Annotated in this window: 10 protein-coding genes; all 10 read left to right on the top strand. The window is 41.2% G+C overall.

Translation table 11 applies throughout. The features are described from left to right. Positions 1 to 3: 3 nt before the first annotated feature. The 10 genes from G7074_RS02610 (at position 4) to G7074_RS02565 (ending at position 20,029) form a co-directional block, all read left to right on the top strand. Positions 4 to 2,454: a glycoside hydrolase family 31 protein gene (locus G7074_RS02610; protein WP_166206700.1), complete on the top strand. Its 2,451-nt coding sequence runs from the start codon at positions 4 to 6 to the stop codon at positions 2,452 to 2,454. A 275-nt stretch (positions 2,455 to 2,729) separates the two neighbouring features. Further along, positions 2,730 to 3,038 carry an L-rhamnose mutarotase gene (gene rhaM / locus G7074_RS02605; protein ID WP_124560120.1) on the top strand — a complete coding sequence of 103 codons (309 nt, stop codon included), beginning with the start codon at positions 2,730 to 2,732 and terminating at the stop codon, positions 3,036 to 3,038. Between the two features lie 3 nt (positions 3,039 to 3,041). Continuing rightward, positions 3,042 to 5,813, top strand: coding sequence for a glycosyl hydrolase (locus G7074_RS02600; protein ID WP_166206697.1), 2,772 nt, complete (start codon positions 3,042 to 3,044; stop codon positions 5,811 to 5,813). 664 nt (positions 5,814 to 6,477) lie between these two features. Next, entirely contained in the window at positions 6,478 to 8,664 is a 2,187-nt protein-coding gene (locus G7074_RS02595) for a fasciclin domain-containing protein (RefSeq protein WP_158674044.1), read from the top strand. Between the two features lie 5 nt (positions 8,665 to 8,669). After that, positions 8,670 to 11,945 carry a SusC/RagA family TonB-linked outer membrane protein gene (locus G7074_RS02590; protein ID WP_124560117.1) on the top strand — a complete coding sequence of 1,092 codons (3,276 nt, stop codon included), beginning with the start codon at positions 8,670 to 8,672 and terminating at the stop codon, positions 11,943 to 11,945. Between the two features lie 12 nt (positions 11,946 to 11,957). After that, entirely contained in the window at positions 11,958 to 13,433 is a 1,476-nt protein-coding gene (locus G7074_RS02585) for a RagB/SusD family nutrient uptake outer membrane protein (protein WP_124560116.1), read from the top strand. A gap of 169 nt (positions 13,434 to 13,602) precedes the next feature. After that, positions 13,603 to 15,246, top strand: a complete 1,644-nt coding sequence (locus G7074_RS02580; RefSeq protein ID WP_166206694.1) for a fasciclin domain-containing protein — start codon at positions 13,603 to 13,605, stop codon at positions 15,244 to 15,246. Positions 15,247 to 15,310: 64 nt separating this feature from the next. Further along, positions 15,311 to 16,753, top strand: coding sequence for a fasciclin domain-containing protein (locus G7074_RS02575; RefSeq protein WP_166206690.1), 1,443 nt, complete (start codon positions 15,311 to 15,313; stop codon positions 16,751 to 16,753). A 28-nt stretch (positions 16,754 to 16,781) separates the two neighbouring features. Next, positions 16,782 to 19,190, top strand: coding sequence for a SusC/RagA family TonB-linked outer membrane protein (locus tag G7074_RS02570; RefSeq protein ID WP_166206687.1), 2,409 nt, complete (start codon positions 16,782 to 16,784; stop codon positions 19,188 to 19,190). Beyond that, positions 19,172 to 20,029, top strand: a complete 858-nt coding sequence (locus G7074_RS02565) for a hypothetical protein (RefSeq protein ID WP_166206684.1) — start codon at positions 19,172 to 19,174, stop codon at positions 20,027 to 20,029. Before G7074_RS02570 ends, G7074_RS02565 begins: the two co-directional genes overlap by 19 nt. The last annotated feature ends 2 nt before the right edge of the window (positions 20,030 to 20,031 follow it).

Raw genomic sequence — 20,031 nt, 5'->3', positions numbered from 1 at the left:
ACAATGAAGAAACTTTTAGTCTTTGCCCTTTCCTTAACTTTTGCCCTGTCTTTTGCCCAAGCGCAAAGTATAGGCGATTATAAATCCGGTTTTAAAAAAGCGGGGAATATCATTTCATTTTCTACCACCAAAGGGGAGGTGAAGTTTGAATTCTGCACGCCAGAAATATTCCGCATCAGAACCAGCTGGAACGGTAAATTCGAAACCAACGAAAACCTGATGGTAATTCAATACAACTGGGCCAATGTTGCCGTTAAAGTTTCGGATAAGCAAGATCATTTTTTGCTTACTACCACTAAGCTAATGGTTAAACTCTACAAAGCACCGTTTAGGCTCGATGTTTATGATGCCAAAGGTAAATTGTTAAGCAGCGATGCAAATGGCGCAATTGTTAAAGAAGATCCCCAGGTAGGTGTAACCAAAAAACTGCAGGCTGATGAGCATTTCTTTGGCTTTGGCGAGCGTATGGATTTTATGGATCGCCGTTTTAAAAAGGTAACTTTAAACGTTGGTCGTGGTAAAGGCTTGCCACACGCTATCGGCGCTTACAACATATTGGAAGCCAATTATTGTCCGGTTCCGTTTTTTATGAGTACAAAAGGATATGGCATTTTTCTGCATAATTCTTTCGCTACCGAATGGGATATGGGGGCTTCGAAAAAAGACCAGTACAGTTTTAAGGCAGCTGATGGAGAATTGGATTATTATTTCATCTATGGACCAACTTTCCCTGCTATTTTAGATCACTATACCAGTATTACAGGTAAATCGCCTATGTTACCGCAGTTTGCTTTAGGTTTACACGCGGGCACTTACAGTGGCGGTACCTGGGGTTACGAAGCACAAACGTCCGATCATTATGTGGTTGAGCTGGCAAAAAAATACAGATCGCTGGGGATTCCGGTTGATCTGCTTTGGCTCGATTCGACCTGGCGCCTATTTGGCGAAAACGGAGGGAAAGGCGCCACTTCTTTTGAGTGGAGGGAAACTTTTAAAAATCCGAAATCGATGTTCGACAGCATTTATGCCATGAACTATAAAATGGTAGGCTTGCACCTTCGTCCGAGGTTTGATAATGCCAAAAAACTAAACCTGTTAGATCAGGCCAGGGAAAAAGGCTATACCTATCCTGAAAATGGTAAACCGGGCGAATTTGTAAACTTTTTTGATGAGAAGGCCACACAATGGTGGTGGGATAATGGTGTAATGCGCGTTGCAAAATTAGGCGCTAAATTCCTGAAAACAGATGAGGGAAGCGCTTTTGGTGCACTCGCCAACGAAAGTGAAAAAGTAGGGCCAACAGGAAAAGATGCTGAGCGCCTGCACAACCTTTTTCCGGTGGCTTATGCCAAAGCACCATTTTTAGAATTTGAAAAATTTAATGGCTTTAGAGGATTGAACCAAACCCGCGAAGGCTACTCGGGCATACAGCGTTACCCTTACATTTTTGCTGGCGACTGGCCAAGCGAGTGGCAATATTTTGCACCGGTAATTAAGGCAGGTTTAAATGTGGGTTTATCAGGCGTAGGCTCATGGGCGCATTGTATGGGCGGTTTTGAACATCAGGCCGATCCCGAATTATATATCCGTTGGGTTCAGTTTGGTATGTTTAGCCCTATTGCATTGGTTTTTGGGATGGATCATCCCGGTTATAAAGAACCCTGGAAATATGGCGAAGATGCCCTGCGTAATTTCAAAAAGTACGATTTGTTGCGTTACCGTTTGTTCCCTTACCTGTACACCAGTATGCACCAGCAGTACCAAACAGGTTTACCGATGATGAGGGCCTTAGTACTAAACTACCAGGATGACGAAAATGTTTACGAAATCGGCGATCAATATTTATTTGGCGATAATTTAATGGTTGCGCCTGTTACAACCAAAGGAGCCATTACCCGCTCGGTTTACCTGCCCGAAGGTACCTGGTTTAACTATTGGACGGGGGAGAAATACAATGGTAAAAGTTATCATCATGTTGTAGCACCTTTAGATACCATTCCATTGTTTGTAAAAGCTGGCAGTATTATTCCCATGCAGCCAGAAATGGCATATAGTGGCGAAAAACCGGTTGATGTAATCACACTTGATGTTTTTCCTTATGGTGAATCTAAATATGATCTTTATGAAGATGATAATTTAAGCGCCGCCTATAAAAAAGGAGATTTTGCTTTAACCACCATTAACGCTTCGTTAAAATCAACAGGTTTTACACTCAAAGTGAATAAACCTGCCGGAAGTTTTAAACCAGGCAAACACAAATACCTGGCTAAGCTGCACTGGCAGGGGCAGACCGCACCAAAAACGGTTACAGAGAATGGTACGGTAGCAAAGCAGTTGCAAAATGCTGGCCAATTAGATCAATCAGCAGGCTGGTATTACGATATAAATGCGAAATTGCTTTGGATTAAATCAGCAGGAGACAATGGGGCAGATTTGAAGTTTGAAGTTAATTAGGTTTTTGTGGTTCGTGGTGACACGAACCAGGGCGGTTTGTCATGCTGAACGCAGTGAAGAAGCTCTCACTGTGTAAGGATTAGTGATAGGTCTTCGACAGGCTCAGACTGACAACGTAGGTTGTTTACTTAAGTAAGAAGAAAACAGTTCTGTGCTTTGCGTGCCTCCGCGGCAAAAAATAGGAGGTAGCGTTAAGATTCCCGCCTGCGCGAGAATGATGACCGCTTAAAATAAACGGGTTTTAACAAAACCATTAAAAAAATAAAATCGAAAACATGAAAATTGCATTTAAGATGAAACTTAAACCCGGTTTTGAAACAGAATACAAAAAGCGCCACGATGAAATCTGGCCTGAACTGGCAACTTTGTTAAAAGAAAATGGTATTAGCGATTATTCTATCTTTTTAGATGAAGAAACCAATACCCTTTTTGCCGTGCAGCAGCAAAACGGAAGCTCATCGCAAGATTTGGGCAGCACGCAGATTGTGCAGAAATGGTGGGCTTACATGTCCGATATTATGGAAACCAATGCAGATCATTCTCCAAAAACATTCCCTTTAGAAATGGTATTCCACTTAGATTAAATTATGCAATTATATAGATTCTTTCCTGTCCTGCTGTTTGGTACATTAACTTTTGGCATCGCTACAGCACAAAAGCCAGTAAAAAATACAGGAGGCTGGCCTGTTATCGAAAAGCAAATGAAACCCTGGACCCGTTGGTGGTGGATGGGTAATGCTGTTGATGAACAGAATCTGAGTGCCGTATTGCAGAAATACAAGGATGCAGGTTTGGGTGGGGTAGAAATTACACCTATTTATGGTGCCAAAGGTTATGAAAAGCAATACCTTGATTTTTTATCGCCTGCCTGGATGAATAGTTTACATTTTACCGTTAACAAAGCCAATGCCCTGGGTTTAGGTGTAGATATGAATACAGGCACAGGCTGGCCATTTGGTGGGCCGCAGATTAAGCCCGAAAATGCAGCAACCAAACTAATTGTTCAGCAATATGCCCTTAAAGCCGGTGAAAAATTAACCGAAGCCATTAAAGTTAAAGAAGCCAAACAAGATTTTGCACAGTTACAGGCCGTAACCGCTTACAGCGAAAATGGCGAAGTAGTTAACCTGCTTTCAAAAGTTGATGGAGAGGGGAAGTTAAACTGGTCGCCCGGTAGTGGAAACTGGGATATTTATGCTGCTTTTGCAGGTAAAACCAGGCAAATGGTTAAACGTGCAGCACCAGGCGGCGAGGGTTTTACTTTAGATCACTTGGATAAAAATGCCGTAAATGTTTACTTAAAAAGGTTTTCGGATGCTTTTGCTGGAAAACCACAAGGCATCAGGTCGTTTTTTAACGATAGTTACGAAGTGTATGGTGCAACGTGGACATCAACTTTTTTTCAGGAATTTAAGAAAAACAGGGGATACGATTTAGCCGGCTATCTTAAAGATTTAAGCAGCAAAGACTCTACCGCTGAAAACATAGCCCGTTTAAAATCCGATTACAGGGAGACTATGGACGAACTTTTGCTCCATAACTTTACCCAAAACTGGACCGATTGGGCACATGGCCTTCAATCGAAAACCAAAAACCAGTCGCATGGTTCGCCGGGTAACCTGCTCGATTTATATGGAGCAGTTGATATTCCCGAAACAGAAATTTTTGGCTCCAGCTATTTTCCAATTGCCGGACTTAGACGCGATGCCGGCGATATCAGAAATGTAGATCCCGACCCAATCATGTCTAAATTTGCCTCGTCAGCAGGGCATACGGGCGGCAAAAAACTCATTTCGTCAGAAACTTTTACCTGGCTTACCGAACATTTTAAAACTTCTTTTTCGCAGTGCAAACCAGAGGTAGAGCAGTTGTTTTTATCAGGTGTTAATCATGTTTTTTACCACGGTACCACCAATTCACCAGCCAATGTGCCCTGGCCGGGCTGGTTGTTTTATGCCTCGGTAGAAATGAACCCAAACAACAGTTTGTGGCCACAGGCACAGGGATTAAATAATTATATTGCCCGCTGTCAGTCTATTCTTCAGTCGGGGCAAGCCGATAACGAAATTTTAATTTACTGGCCGGTTTACGATGTATGGAACAAGGCCAAAGGCCTGGATATGGCCCTGAAAGTACATGATATAGACGAATGGTTGTATCCGACACCATTTTATAAACTTGCAAAACAGCTTTCAAAATCGGGTTATGCTTACGATTTCGCATCCGACAGGTTGCTGAAGAAATCGACGATAAATGGCGAACAGATCAGCACCAGCAATGCAGCAGCTCCATATAAAGTATTGCTTATTCCACAATGCGAAATGATGAGTGTTGAAACTTTAAACACCATTATACAGCTGGCCAATAACGGGGCTAAAGTAATTTTTGAGGCTTTACCACAGGATGTTCCCGGTTTAAACAACTTGAACGCAAGACGTGGGCAGTTAAAATCTATTTTGGCCAAACTCACTTTTACTGAAGGGGACGATGGTGTTAAAACATTTAAAACCGGTAAAGGTGAAATTATACTAAGCAGTGATGTTCAAAAAGGGCTACAATTGGTTGCAGTTAACCACGAGGCCTTAACCGATTCGGGATTGCAGTTTATCAGGAGAAAAACCACCACAGGCAAATATTACTATTTGGTTAACCATACCGCTAAAGATATCGATACCTTTCTGACATTGAATGAAGCTGGTTCGGTGTTGATTATGGACGCTCAAAGTACTGCGATAGGTTTGGCTGAGGTAAATAACGGAAAAGTGCGCGTACAGATCAAATCGGGTGAAACGCTTTTTCTGCAAGTGGGAGCGAATGTTGCCGGAAATAAACCCTGGCTTTACCTCAATAAAGCTGCTGACGCGGTTACCATAACTAAGCCCTGGGATTTACATTTTACAGCCGGCGGTCCCGAAATCCCAGCTGACCAGAAGTTAAATAAACTGGTATCGTGGACGGAATTAAACGATCCTAAACTGCAGGCCTTTTCGGGGACGGGCGTGTATAGCTCGAGCTTTGATTTAAAAGAGAAATCGGCCAAAGAATATCTGCTGAACCTGAACCAGGTTGATGAAAGCGCAAGGGTATGGATTAACGGACAAGAAGTCGGTATTTTGTGGAGTATCCCTTTCGAAACCCGTATTGGCAAATACCTGAAAGCTGGCAACAATACCATTAAAGTAGAAGTAGTTAATTTAATGGCCAACCGGATCAGGGATATGGACATTAAAAAAATACCCTGGCGCAATTACCATGAAATCAATTTTGTAAATATTAACTATAAAGATTTTGATGCCTCAAACTGGACGGTAATGCCATCGGGACTAATCGGACCGGTAACCATTACACCTTATTATTAGGAAACCTGAACTTAAACTTTCATCGTCATTGCTGTAAAGGTTTAGTAATTCGGTAACAGAATCGCTAAACCTTTACAATTGCGAACCTTTCTTCAAGATCGTCATTTCGAGCGGAGTGCAACGGAGTCGAGAAATCTAATTAAGATCTCTCCGTTTCGCTTCGCTCCAGTCGAGATGACGAGGATTAAATAGGAGAACCACCCAGTGCTCAGCTAAATCTAATTAAACATGTCTCCGTCTGGAGCGCGTCCTTCCTTATTTACATTTTTTGTTAAAAACATGTATGAATAATCAGTCGAAAAATATTTAACAAATTAATTTTTGGATTCATTAATCGATTTAGTTGGCTATAATGGAGTATTTTACATTCATGCTAATATTTTACAATAAAAAGGCAGGATAGTACAGGATGGGATTTTTATTGCACATTTTTATATTTAAGAAATAATTTTTCTAACCAGATAACCTTTTAACCAAAAATTAATTAACGAACGTTAATACCATTCTATGTAATAAAACTCTACGCATCCTTTCCGATCAATTTTTCCCACACCAACTTCTAATTGATTTAGATACCTAGCTTTTTATTGCCCAGTATTTTTAATGGCCGTTATCCAATAAAATTGCTATGAGTATAACTTTACCCAGATTTTTAATCGTCTTTTTGACAGTTATCTTTTTTCTGAGCAGTTGCCGAAAAAAGGAATTTGATGAATTTTATGGCCGCCCCGAAAATTTAGGCGATCCGATTTATCAACAGCTTCAGGCCAAAGGTAATTTCACTAAGTTTTTAGATTGTGTAGATAAGGCAGGTTACAAAGAAACCTTAAGCGCAGCTGGCTCGTGGACCGTTTTTGCGCCAACTGACGAAGCTTTTGCTACCTATTTAAAAGATAATAACCTAACAGAGGTTTCGGTTGATCTCGCTTCGAAAATTGTACGCTACTCAATGATTTACGATGGTGAAAAAGTAGAGCGCTTAAGCGATTTTTTCTCTGTTAAGGGTTTTGTTAAAAATACAGCTTTTAGAAGGAGAACCGTTTACTACGATTTTGTTTATGATGGGAAAGATAATAACGGAAATGCAATTAAGGTGATTGCCAACAATCGCAATGGCGCATATGCTTCTGGGGATTTTAACAATAAAAGCATCACTTATTTCTTGTCGCCCTTTATGGTGTTTTCTGGCTTATCGGCAAGTGATTACAACTTCTTTTATCCTAACGTAAACTATAATGGCGCTAATGTTGGTCCGGCACACATACTTAGTAATCAGCAGAATATTATTGCCGAAAACGGGGTTATTCACGTTGTAGATAGGGTATTAACCCCACCACAGAATATTGATCAGTATGTGAATGAGAAAGCTGAGTATAGTACATTTAAAGATTTACTGGACAAATTTGTAACCTATAACCTGAATGCAGACATTTCGCACCGTTACGAAGTATTAAACGGAAAAGCGGCCAATGTATATGTTAAAAGCTACAGTGCTTTATTGGGTTTTTCGCCAAACAACGAAAATTATTCGAAGGTTGATGCTAACGATGCTCAACAAAGTTCTTACAGCATTTTGGCACCCACAAACAGTGCGGTTGATACCTATGCTAAAAATGTTTTATTAAAATACTGGAGAAAAAAGGGCGTAAAAACACTTAACGAACTTTATGTTGTAGCGCCCGATCTAATCAGGGATTACATTAATTCGCACCTTTACAATACTACTTTATGGCCTACTAAGTTTGGAACCACACAAAATGTATTGGGCGATTTTACCAAACTAGCCACCACAGATGTTGTAGACAGGCAGGTTTTAAGCAATGGTTTTTTATATGGTGTAAATAAAAGCCAGGATGCCAGTGTATTTTCTACTGTATACGGAAACGTAAACCTTGATCCTGACTACAATATCATGAAGCAGGCACTTAACTATTTCGCGCTTACCATTCCGCTAAAAACACCTTCATTAAAATACGTTATTGTTCCTATTCCCGATGTAACCTTGAAAAAAATGGGATTTACTTATGAACCATTTTACGTAACCCAGCCCATCCGTGGCGATTTACAGGCTTTAAGGCGAATTCTTCAAACACATATTATTCCGCTTGGCGACCGTGCCATTCCAAACTTTACAAGTGGCTCGGGTATTTTAGAAACTTCAAACGGCGAGTATATCAAATATGATAAAGGCACCCTGTATTCTGCCGGAACCCAGGACAGTACTTTGGTGGCAAAACAAACTATTCCTATCGATTCGATTAGCACCAGTCCGGTAAACGGAGCCGCCGTTTACGGTAAAGAGGCACTTACCTATACCGCTTTAAATGTGGGCAAACATATCGAAAAATATGGTTTGGTTGCTACTGCACCTTACTATAACTTTTATCAATACCTGTTTAACAGTGTATTGTACAACAAAACCACAGGAGCAATTTCGGGCCTTACCGATGGGGTAAGCTACACGGTTTTTATCCCTACAAATGCAGCCATTGTACTTGCCGTAAAAGCAGGGCTATTGCCAGGTAATGTAACTACAGGCGTACCCAATTTTACTTCGGCCGATGGTGTAGATATTACCAAAGTGAGCAAATTTATCCAATACCACATTATCAATAAAAGTACAGTTGTAAGTGATGGACAAAAAATAGGTGAGTTCGAAACCTTACTTAAAAACGATGCTGGTGATGCCGCAAAAATAAATGTTATAATCAATACCACCAATTCGCTCATGTTGCGCGATGTAACGGGTACAACGGTAAATGCGTTATTGGGTGCTACTGATAGGAGTAATGTGCTATCCAACCGCACAGTTATCCACCAGATCAATTCTTATCTTAAATATCAATTCTAACCAATATGACTAAAATATATACCTACAGTATTTTTATTTTATTATGCTGTTTGCTGATGCCGGCTATAACCAATGCCCAGCAAATCAATTATGTGAAGGGGAAAGTAATCGATAAAAAGGATAAGCAGCCAATTATTGGGGCATCGGTAGTGCTTGTTGATAAAGATAAGCGGGTAGTAAAAGGAGTGTCTACAGATATTGACGGAAATTACTCACTCCCTGTTGCAGATAAAAGCTACCGCATTTCGGTTTCTTATATTGGATATAAATCAACTGCTCCACTTTCAATCGATAAGGCGGTAATCAACTTCCAATTAGAGGCTGCCGATAATCAAATGGATGAAGTACAGATTGTTTCGAGGGCAAAAACAGATAACGGTAGTGGTATGAGTATCGATAAACGCGATCAGACTTCGGCAGTTGGTACCATCAATGCAAAAGAGTTAGAAGATATGCAGGCCGCTTCTATCGATCAGGCTTTACAGGGCAGGCTTGCAGGTTTGGATATTGCAGCCAGCAGTGGCGATCCGGGTGCGCCGATGCAGATCAGGATCCGCGGTACATCATCTATTAATGGCGCGGTAGATCCGCTTATTGTGGTAGATGGAATGCCATACGATATCAGTATCCCTTCTGATTTTAATTTCGCCACTTCTGATGAAAACAATTATGGTCAGCTTTTAAATATTGCACCTTCTGATATTAAAGAGATTAGTGTGCTCAAAGATGCCGCCGCAACCGCTGTTTGGGGATCGCGGGCAGCAAATGGTGTTTTGGTAATTACAACAAAAAGAGGGGTAATGGGGCCGCCTGTTATTTCTTATAACTTTAAAGGCTCTTATTCCAAGCAGCCAAGTGCTATTCCAATGTTAAATGGTAATCAGTATTCATCATTGATACTGGAAGAGTTTTACAATGCAGGCCGGCAGTTTTCAACTTCTGATTTTGCTAAGCAGTTTCAATACGATCGTAACGATCCGTATAATTACTACAACTACAGCAACAATACCGATTGGTTAGAATCGATTACCAGGATCGGGTATTTACAAGATCACAACCTTTCGGTATCGGGTGGTGGCGAGAAAGCCAAGTATCGTGCTTCTTTAAATTACTTTAATCAGAACGGTACCACCGTTGGCACAAGTTTGGGCCGTTTAAGTGCCCGGGTAAATTTAGATTATATTGTATCGAATAAGATTCGTTTTAGTGCTGATATTGCGTACACCCATATCGATAACCAAAATTCTTATACCAATGGGATAAGGGATGTTGCCTACACCAAAATGCCCAATCAGGCGGTGTATGAGTATGATGAATACGGCAATTTAACCTCAAATTATTTTAGTCCGGCAAACACCGCACAAGGTAGCTTTCTGTACGATTTTTCAAAATCTAAGATATCGGGAACTTATAACCCGCTGGCTATGGCCATGGCAGGTAGCAACCAGCAGTTTGGCGAAAGGGTAATCCCGAAATTTGGTTTATTTTATCAGATTACTGATAAACTGCGCCTGAATGCAAATTTCCAGGCCGATATCAATAATACAAAAGTGAAGAGCTTTTTGCCGCAAATTGCAACAGGAAGGCCATTTTCTGAGCCTGTTGTAAATTATGCAGGCGATTCGGACGGCGATGCTTTTACCATGGCCACCAACATTTCGGTAGAGTATAAGCCCGATTTGGGAAAAAACAATGATTTGGGGTTATTTGCGAGGTTTGATAGTAACGATAGCCGCAGAACAGGGCAGGGGATGTTTGCCACCAATACTGCATCGTCATATCTGGCCGATCCTTCAATTGATAGCCGTACAAATCAAACCGGCTCTGCTTACTCTTCTTTTGCACAAAGCCGTTCAGTTGGTTTGCTGTTAAATGCACAGTATAAACTGCTCGATCGCTATATCATAAATGTAGGGGTAAGAGGTGATGGCAATTCTAAATTCGGACCAAACAACCGTTATGGTATATTTCCTTCCACATCAGTACGCTGGAGGGTTTCGGGCGAGCCTTTTATGAAGGGAACCCAAAAATATATAGATGACCTGAGTTTCAGAGCAAGTTATGGTGTAGTTGGTAACGCACCCCGTAACGATTATTCTTACTTTAATACCTATCAGAATTATGGTTTCAGCTATTTGGGTACATCAGGGGTTTATCCTTCCAATATCGAGCTGTCAGACTTGCGCTGGGAAAAGGTTACACAATCTAATGTGGGTTTAACTTTGGTTTTATTGAAAAATAAGCTGAACATGGATATTGATGTGTACCGTAAACGTACATCTGATTTATTCTATAATGGTTTGGCTATTCCAACCTACAACGGTTACTCTGGCGTAGATATGAACGTGGGTACCATGGATAACCAGGGCTGGGAGTTTAGCTTGTTCTACACGGCAGTACGGTCTAAAAAAATCAGACTGGATTTTAATTTCAATATCTCACATAACGAAAATATGATCCGTGAAGTTTCGCCACTATATCCAAGGGAGAATAATGCGAAAATAACAACTAACAATGCTTTTAAAGTTTACCTGCAGGAAAACAATCCATTTGGTTCGTTTTATGGATTTAAGTTTAAAGGGGTATACAAAGATAAAAACTCAACTATAGCAATCGATGAAAACGGAAACCAGATTATAGGGCCAAACGGGCAGCAAATTTATATGCGTTTTGCCTACCCAACTATTGATTATGTTTTCCAGCCAGGAGATGCCATGTACGAAGACATTAACCATGACGGAAATATCGATTACAAAGATATTGTTTACCTCGGTAACGGTAACCCTAATTTAACAGGCGGTTTCGGAACAGCCCTTACCATTAACGGCAACATCAGGTTTGGTGCTAACTTTACTTACCGTACAGGTTATCAGATTATTAACGGAACCAAAATTAATACCACCAGTATGTACGGTTTTAACAACCAAAGTACTGCCGTATTACGCCGCTGGAGGGCAGAGGGCGATATTACCGATATGCCGCGCGCAACTTATGCTACAGGTTATAATTTCCTTGGATCGGATCGCTATGTTGAAGATGGTTCTTACCTGCGCTTACGGAGTATAACACTGAAATATGATTTTAATAAAAATCTGCTCAAGCGTTTGGGTATGAAAGGGCTTAGCGCCAACATCATGATGGAGAATGTGTTAACCTTTACCAAATACACCGGGCAGGATCCGGAGGTTCCGATTAAATTATCAACATTTTCTACCGTGATTGATAATTCAACCACGCCGCCAATCAAAACAATCACCCTTGGTTTAACTGCAAATTTTTAATCAGCAATAGAAATGAAAAGAAGTATTTATAGTGTAGTGGTTGTCATGATGCTGATCATGTCCAGTTCATGCAAAAAATGGTTGGATACCCAACCCCGCGATGGAATTACCAGACAGGGGTTTTGGAAAACCAAAGAAGATATTCAGGCGGCAGTTGCGGGTTGTTATGCCTCGCTGTTGTTGGCGCCTCCGGGTAATAACGACCGGGCTTTAACTGAGTATATTTTTATGTTTGGCGAAATCAGGGCCGATATGATCGACCAGGGGCCAGGTTCGTTAAACGATGAAAAAGATATTTTTGATGTAAACATTACCCCAAGTAATTCGCTAGTAAAATGGTCGGCATTTTACCGCACCATCAATTTCTGTAACACCGTTTTAGATAATGCGCCAGCAGTAAGAAATGCCGACCCCACTTTAACCGCTGAGCAGCTGAATGCTTATTTAAGTGAGGTACTGGCTTTGCGGAGCATGATGTATTTCTATCTGGTTAAGAGTTTCAGGGATGTGCCCTTAAAACTAACGGCTACCACAAAAGATACCGATTTACAAGATTTACCCAAAACTGCAGCAGCTACAATTCTTACGCAGATTGTTGGCGACCTTAAAAAAGCAGAGGCCGGTGCAGTAACTACATACGGAAATTCAGTAACAGATAAAGGCCGGGTAACCAAATTTACCATTAATGCGCTTTTGGCCGATGTTTACCTGTGGATGGATAATTATGAAGGTTGTATTACCGAGTGCAATAAAATCATCAATTCTCAGCGGTTTGCAATGCAAAATGCAGGTGCATTGTGGTATTTCAATGTTTTTTATAATGGAAGTTCGACCGAAACCGTTTTCGAGTTTAATAATACCACATCTGTCAACAATATTTTTTATAACCTGCTGGTTGCCCCTAAAAAACGTTTTCTGGCGGCTCCTTATTTATCAAGCGATGTTTTTACCCCGGATGATGTAGACCCAACAGTTTTTTATGATGTTAGGGAAGAAGCTTTTTACAGGGCATCCGATTTCAGTATCGTAAAGTGGGGAACTGAAAATCCATCATTTGTTAACTGGCAGGCTTACCGCATTACCGATATTATGTTGATGAAAGCAGAAGCACTTGCCCAAACAGGCTTAGGGGCGGATGCGATCGCAATTGTAGAGGAGATCAGGCTAAAACGCAAGGCTGTTGCCATTACGGCACAAACACCTGACCCAGCTGATAAGGATGGGATTTGCGATTATATTTTATCAGAGCGCTCGCGCGAGTTTGCTTTTGAAGGCAAACGCTGGTATGATATTCTGCGTATGGCTAAACGCGATAACTATAAACGTTTAGATATTATGCTAAATATGGTTGCACAAACGGTTAGCCCGGCAGTGCAGCAATCGGCGATAAACAAATTCAGGGATATAAACAGCCATTATTTCCCTATTCCTGAGACGGAGATTTTTGCCGACCCTCAACTTGTTCAAAATCCATTTTATACCAAATAACAGCATGATGAAAAATAACTTAAATGTCCGCAGCATAACCATAATCATGGTTGTATTAGCTTTTACATTTGTATTTATAAATGCTTGTAAAAGAGAAATCTTAGCCACATCAACGACTGATGATGTAAATATTACAGGGTACCTGGATCGCTATCCTGATCAATTTTCAATGATGAGGCAAATTATGGATCGTTCTGCCACAACAGGCTTTCTGGGAGCCTATGGTAAATATACTTTGTTTACTCCCGATAATGCTGCCATTACAGCCTGGCTTAAGTTAAAAGGGAAGGCAGCTGTTGCTGATCTTACAGTAGAAGAAGCCAAAGATATGGTTAAGTTTCATTTACTGCCCGATACCATTGCTACAAACAGGTTTACCGATGGTAAGCTACCACAAATTACCTTGTATGGGCAATACCTGCAAACTGGCGCTGTAAACCAAAATGGGGTTAGTAGTTATGTTGTAAACAAGCAGGCAAAGGTTACCAAGTCAAACATCCGGGTTGGTAATGGTATTATTCATGTTTTAGACCACGTGTTGGTGCCGGCAACCCTAAGCCTGGCCAAGAGCGTAGAAGGAAACAGCCGCTACAGTTATTTTACCCAAGCCTTAAAAGAGACCGGTTTCTACGATTCGCTTAATGTTGAGCAATCGGCAGTAAAAGATACCACACGCAGGTTTCAAACCTTAATTTTGGAATCAGATTCGGCCCTTAAAGCCGCTGGATATGCTACTTATGCCAGTTTTAAAAGCAGGTACTCCAAAACCGGAAACCCTAAAAGTCATGCCGATAGTTTATGGCTTTATATGGCTTATCATATCTCTACAGGACCAACTTATACGCCCGATATTATTTCTTCGCCAGCTATTTATACCCTGGCGCCCAAGGAGGTAATTACCACCAAGTTTTCGGGACAAAAGATTTTATTGAATGAAGATGAGTTTAATGGGGTAGTGGAACCAGGTGTAGAAATTAACAGGACTTATAGCGATGTTACCGCTGCAAATGGTGTGGCTCACGAAGTTAAAAAACCTTTTGCAATTAAGGTAAGGGTGCAAACAGCGGTGTATTTTGATGTTTCGGACCATGCCGATTTAAGGACGAATCCAAAATGGAGGGGAGCTGCGGCTGGAACAATTCCGTTGTATGCAAACGGATTGAGCACTGTAAATGGGCTTTTATTTAGCGATTTGGCCAAGGTAACTCAAGGTAGTAACTATGAGCGTGTTATTGTTCCTAATGCTACCCGTAAATATGCTTACAACGATTTTTTCAACCTTTCGATGGGAGTAAGTACCGCCAGGATACAGTATATCGATATCAGGACGCCAATGTTGGTTAAGGGTAAATATAAAATCTGGATTTGTTACGCACAAAACGGTAACTCCAATTTATTTCAGGTTGGAGTTGATGTTGGAAGACCTGGGGAGCAAATACTGCCCAACCTGGTCGATTTCAGACAATATTTAGGCTCATCGGGTATCACTTCAACTACGGCAGCGCTGCCATCGGCCGATGCCTTAATGCTTACCAATGGTTTTAAACGTTACATGGCAACCACAACCGATATGTCTGGTACCACAAAAGGCGAAATTTCTGTTAACGGAACGGGATGGGACCAGCTTATTGGCCGCCTTGCCGGAACTGCCGATATTCAGACTACAGACCGTCACTGGATCAGATTAACCGTAGTAAGCAACGCCGGATTGAGCAATGCAACCTACCTGGATATGATTCACTTTATCCCTGTAGATGCAGATCAGAATTATCCACGTTTTTCAACATCAGGAACCATATTTAACCGGCCATAACAAACATGCCGGAGACGCACAATCTCCGGCATATTAAAGAATGCTAACCATAAGAATACCATCAATGAAAAAATATATACTCAATACCGTGTTGCTGCTAAGCGTTCTAATTTCGCTCAATGCCTGCAAGAACGTAATGGATGAGCATACTGAAATTGTAAATGTCGACAATACTGTTGATGTTTTTCAAAAGCTTGCTGCACAGGCCAACCTCAGTAAGTTTACCGATTTTGTACGTACTACCGGTTACGATAAATTGCTTGCATCTTCTCAAAATTATACTGTTTGGGCGCCAACAAACGATGCCCTGGCTACGCTTGATGCAGCAATTACTGCCGACCCGGCTAAATTGAAAGATTTTGTGGCCAATCATATTGCGCTAACCACTATTGCTGCACTTAAAACAGCAACAGATACTTTACGGGTTAGCTTAATCAATAAAAAAAATGCTACGCTTATTGGAAATAGTTTTGAGGAAGCTGCCATTACCGGTAAAGGGCAGTTTGTTAAAAATGGAGTAGTGTATAGCATTGATAAGGCAGTGCCAACCAAACAAAATGTGTGGGAATACATGCTAAGCAGTACCGATGCCCCATTACAAACAAATTATATCAGTACAATCTCCACTATGGTAATCGATACGGCAAATGCAACGATAATTGGTTACACTAATGCCGGTAATCCCATTTTTGCCCCCAACCCGCCAATGGTTTCGAGAAATGCCTATTGGACCAACGTAGCCGATTTAAGGGCCGAAAATCAGCAATATACTTTTTTTATGTTGCAGGATGCTGCCTTTAATAGCGAAACAGCCAAACTTACACCCTATTTTTCGGTTGTTGATAAGTTTGCACTTGTTAGAGATTTTACCGTAAAAGGCCTTTACACTGCAGATAAGCTACCTGATACATTAATTTCTACCCGTGGGGTGAAAATACCGGTTTCGAAAGCTGCAATTATCAAATCGTACAGGGCCAGTAATGGGGTGGTACACGTTATGAGTGCATTGCCATTCAGGTTAAAAGATAAAGTGCCCACATTTAAAATTGAAGGCGAACTTCCATCTGGTTTCCGTACCGATAAAACCGGAAATACCTTTTACAGAACAAAACTGGATAACAATGGCATTCAGTATAAAGATATCGAAGTATATAACCATGCCTTCGCCGAATTTTACATCAGGTATGTAAGAAGTGGTGTGCCCATTGTAAAGTATAAAGTATATACAAGGGTAATTTCGGGCGCAGCCGGCGATGCACAGGTGGCCAGTTTTACCCAAAGATACTTTATTAACAATCCTTTAACCTCTACTCCTGAAACACCCGTGTACGATCTGTTTGCAACCCAAACCGTTACGCCGTTAAACTACGCAGAAGTATATCTGGGCGATTATACACCTAAACAGTATGGTACATTGGATTTAAGGCTTACCGCTGCAAACAGCACCGCTGTAAATGTAAATACACTCATATTGGATTATTTGAGATTTGAACCTATTCTTCCCTAATCGAGTATATCTGAATTTAAAACCGACTATGCATAATTTTACCATTATAAAAAAAGGAATCTCGCTGGCATTGTTTGGCCTGATGTGTTCAGCTGCTGCATTTGCACAGCAAACAGATACCAGTAAATACAGTACTGATACCACCACCGTTAGGGTGAAGCAAAAAAAACTTATAGGGCAAAAAATAACAGGTGTTGTTGTTGATGGTTTTACCAATAAACCAATTAACGGGGTAAGGTTAACTGTTGCCGATTTTTCGGGCGCAATAACCGATGATAAAGGGAGATTCTCGATCATTGTACCCGATTTTAATGCCACTATACTGGTAAGCAATACTGGCTACCACACCAAGCTAGTGGCTGTTCATAAAGGTAAACTGACTACTGTTAAAATTTACCCAACAAGCTATACATCACTGTTTACCGAGGTAGAAATGCCATCAGGTACGCAGAACCTCGCCCGGTCATCATCGGCAGTTGGTTCTGTAAATCCACAAGGTGGCTGGAGCATGAATTCGGAAACACCCGATAGTTATCTGCAGGGACGAATAGCAGGGGTAAATGTGATCAGGCGTTCAGGAACACCAGGAATCGGTGCCGATCTTTTTGTAAGGGGATTTACCTCGCTATATGCCAGCAATCAGCCCTTATATGTAGTAGATGGTATGATTTTCGATGCCAATGCTTACGGTTTGTCATTAACATCAGCGCATCGCAATAACCCCTTGCAGTTTATCGATGTAAGGGATATAGAAAACATTACCTTAATTAAAGATGCTGCCGCAGCAGCTGTTTATGGTACAAAAGCAGCAAACGGAGTGATGGTAATTACCACAAACCATGCGCAGGACCTGGCCACGCAGATTGATTTTTCGGCCTATAGCAGTATCAATTTCGTACCACGGCAGCTTCCGGTAATGGGGAGTGCCGATTTCAGAACTTACCTGTCTGATATATTAAAAAGCAGGGGTTTAAGCAATACTGCAATTGCCGCTTTGCCGTATATGAACGATGATCAGAATCAAAGCACAAACCCTACCTATGCCATGTACCATCAAAATACCGACTGGCAAAAGCAGGTTTTTAAACGCAGTTTCGATCAAAATTATTTCTTAAAGGTTAGCGGTGGCGATAACATTGCCAAGTATGCGCTTTCGGCAGGTTATAGCAAAGATAAAGGGGTGATTGATTCGACTAACAACACCAGTTACCACATGCGATTTAACAGCGATTTAAACCTGACAAAGAAACTTCAGGCCAATACCAATCTTTCATTCAGCTATACCGAGCAAACCTTAAAAGATCAGGGTATTGCACCACGTACCAACCCCATATTTCTTTCGTTGGTTAAGGCACCATTTTTGGCCAAAAACGAAATTAGTGCAACAGGTGCTGTATCGCCTAATTTAGCCGATGCCGATACCCTGGGCGTTAGTAATCCACGGGCGCTGATAGAGAAAGGATTAAATCAGAAAAAGGCTTACCGCTTTTTCGGTAATATTAACTTTAACTACGAGTTTAGCAAAAGCTTTAAGTTGTCAAACCTAACTGGGGTAACTTACGATAAAACCCAGGAAACCCTGTTTATTCCACGTAAAGGTGTTACTAACGAGGTTTTGGATAATGCCATTGCCGATAGTAAACTGGGCTCGCAGGTAATCAGGTATTTTAATGTTTTTAACGATTTACGTTTTGCCTTTAATAAAACTTTTGCCAAAGACCATAACCTAAGTATGGCCCTGGGTACGCGTTATTCGCAAAACTCGAGCGAGCAGGATTACGCCATTGGTTATAATTCGGCAACCGACGTACTCATCAGTATTGGCAATAGTAATGCCTCACTTCGTTTCTTTGGTGGCGATATCGGGAAATGGAGTTCGTTAAATACCTATTTTACTACCGATTACAGCTATAAAAACAAATACTATTTAAGTTTGGCAATGGGGGTAGATGCCTCATCGCGTTTCGGCCGGAAAAACATTAATACCTCAGTGCGTTATATAGGTGGTTATGGCTTAGATATACTGGGCGGCAAAACAGCAGTTTTACCAGCAGTCAGTGGCGCATGGTTAATCTCTTCCGAAGAGTTTATGCAGGGAGCTAAAGCTGTAGACCTTTTAAAACTGCGTATGAGTTATGGTTTGGTAGGTAACGATGATATTGGTAACTACAATAACAGGCAGTATTATGTTTCTCAGAATTTATTGGGCCTTCAAGGTTTGGTTAGGGGGAATATTGCCAATCCAAATATCCAATGGGAAAGCATAGCCAAGTTTAATACAGGTATTGATGCTTCCTTTTTTAATGAGCGTTTGAGCATGAGTTTAGATTACTATGTGCATACCACAAGCAAAATGCTAACCTACATTCCGGTAACTTCGGTCGGTGGTATCGATTCATATATCAATAACCAGGGGGCATGCAAACCTCAGGGTTAGATTTTGGTTTAAATACCCGTATCCTTAACAAAACCTTTAAATGGGATTTGGGCTTAAACCTTGGGCTGTACCGTAACAAAATACAAAGCCTGCCAGGTGGTAATGATATTGTAACCAGTTATGCTAACGGTAGCTATATTACCCGTGTTGGGCAGGCCGCAAACCTGTTTTACGGTCAACGTACCAATGGTGTTTATGCAACAGATGCAGAAGCTGCAGCCGCAGGCCTGTCTATTGTTAATAGTGCCGGCGCTACTGTTCCTTTTAAAGGAGGCGATATGAGGTTTATCGATACCAATGGCGATAAAATAATCAATAATGCAGACCGGGTAGTAATTGGTAACCCCAATCCTGATCTTTTTGGAAGTTTTAACAACACGCTTGGGTATAAGAACTGGACTTTAGATGTGCTGGTTTCGTTTGTACTCGGAAACGATATTTACAACTATACCCGTGCCATGCTCGAATCGGGCAGTACATACTACAACCAGTCTGATATTATGAGAAACCGCTGGAGGGGTGAAGGCCAGGTTACCAACGTGCCAAAAGCCTCGTACGGCGACCCCATGGGCAATACCCGGTTTTCTGACCGCTGGATTGAAGATGGATCTTACCTGCGCCTGCGTTCGGTAAACCTGACCTACAATGTACCTTTAAAAACAAAGGCCATTAAATACGCCAAAATTTACGCAACAGGAAATAATTTATTTACCCTCACCAATTATCTGGGCTACGATCCGGAGTTTAGTGCAACCGGAAGTATTTTTACGCAAGGGGTTGATACTACGCTCGAACCACAGTTCAGATCGGTACAGTTAGGGGTTAGAATTGGTTTGTAATT

The sequence above is a fragment of the Pedobacter sp. HDW13 genome (assembly GCF_011303555.1).
In the GTDB taxonomy this organism is placed as follows: domain Bacteria; phylum Bacteroidota; class Bacteroidia; order Sphingobacteriales; family Sphingobacteriaceae; genus Pedobacter.
Note: the sequence above shows the minus strand (reverse complement) of the source record. Positions and strands in the feature narration are given on the sequence as shown.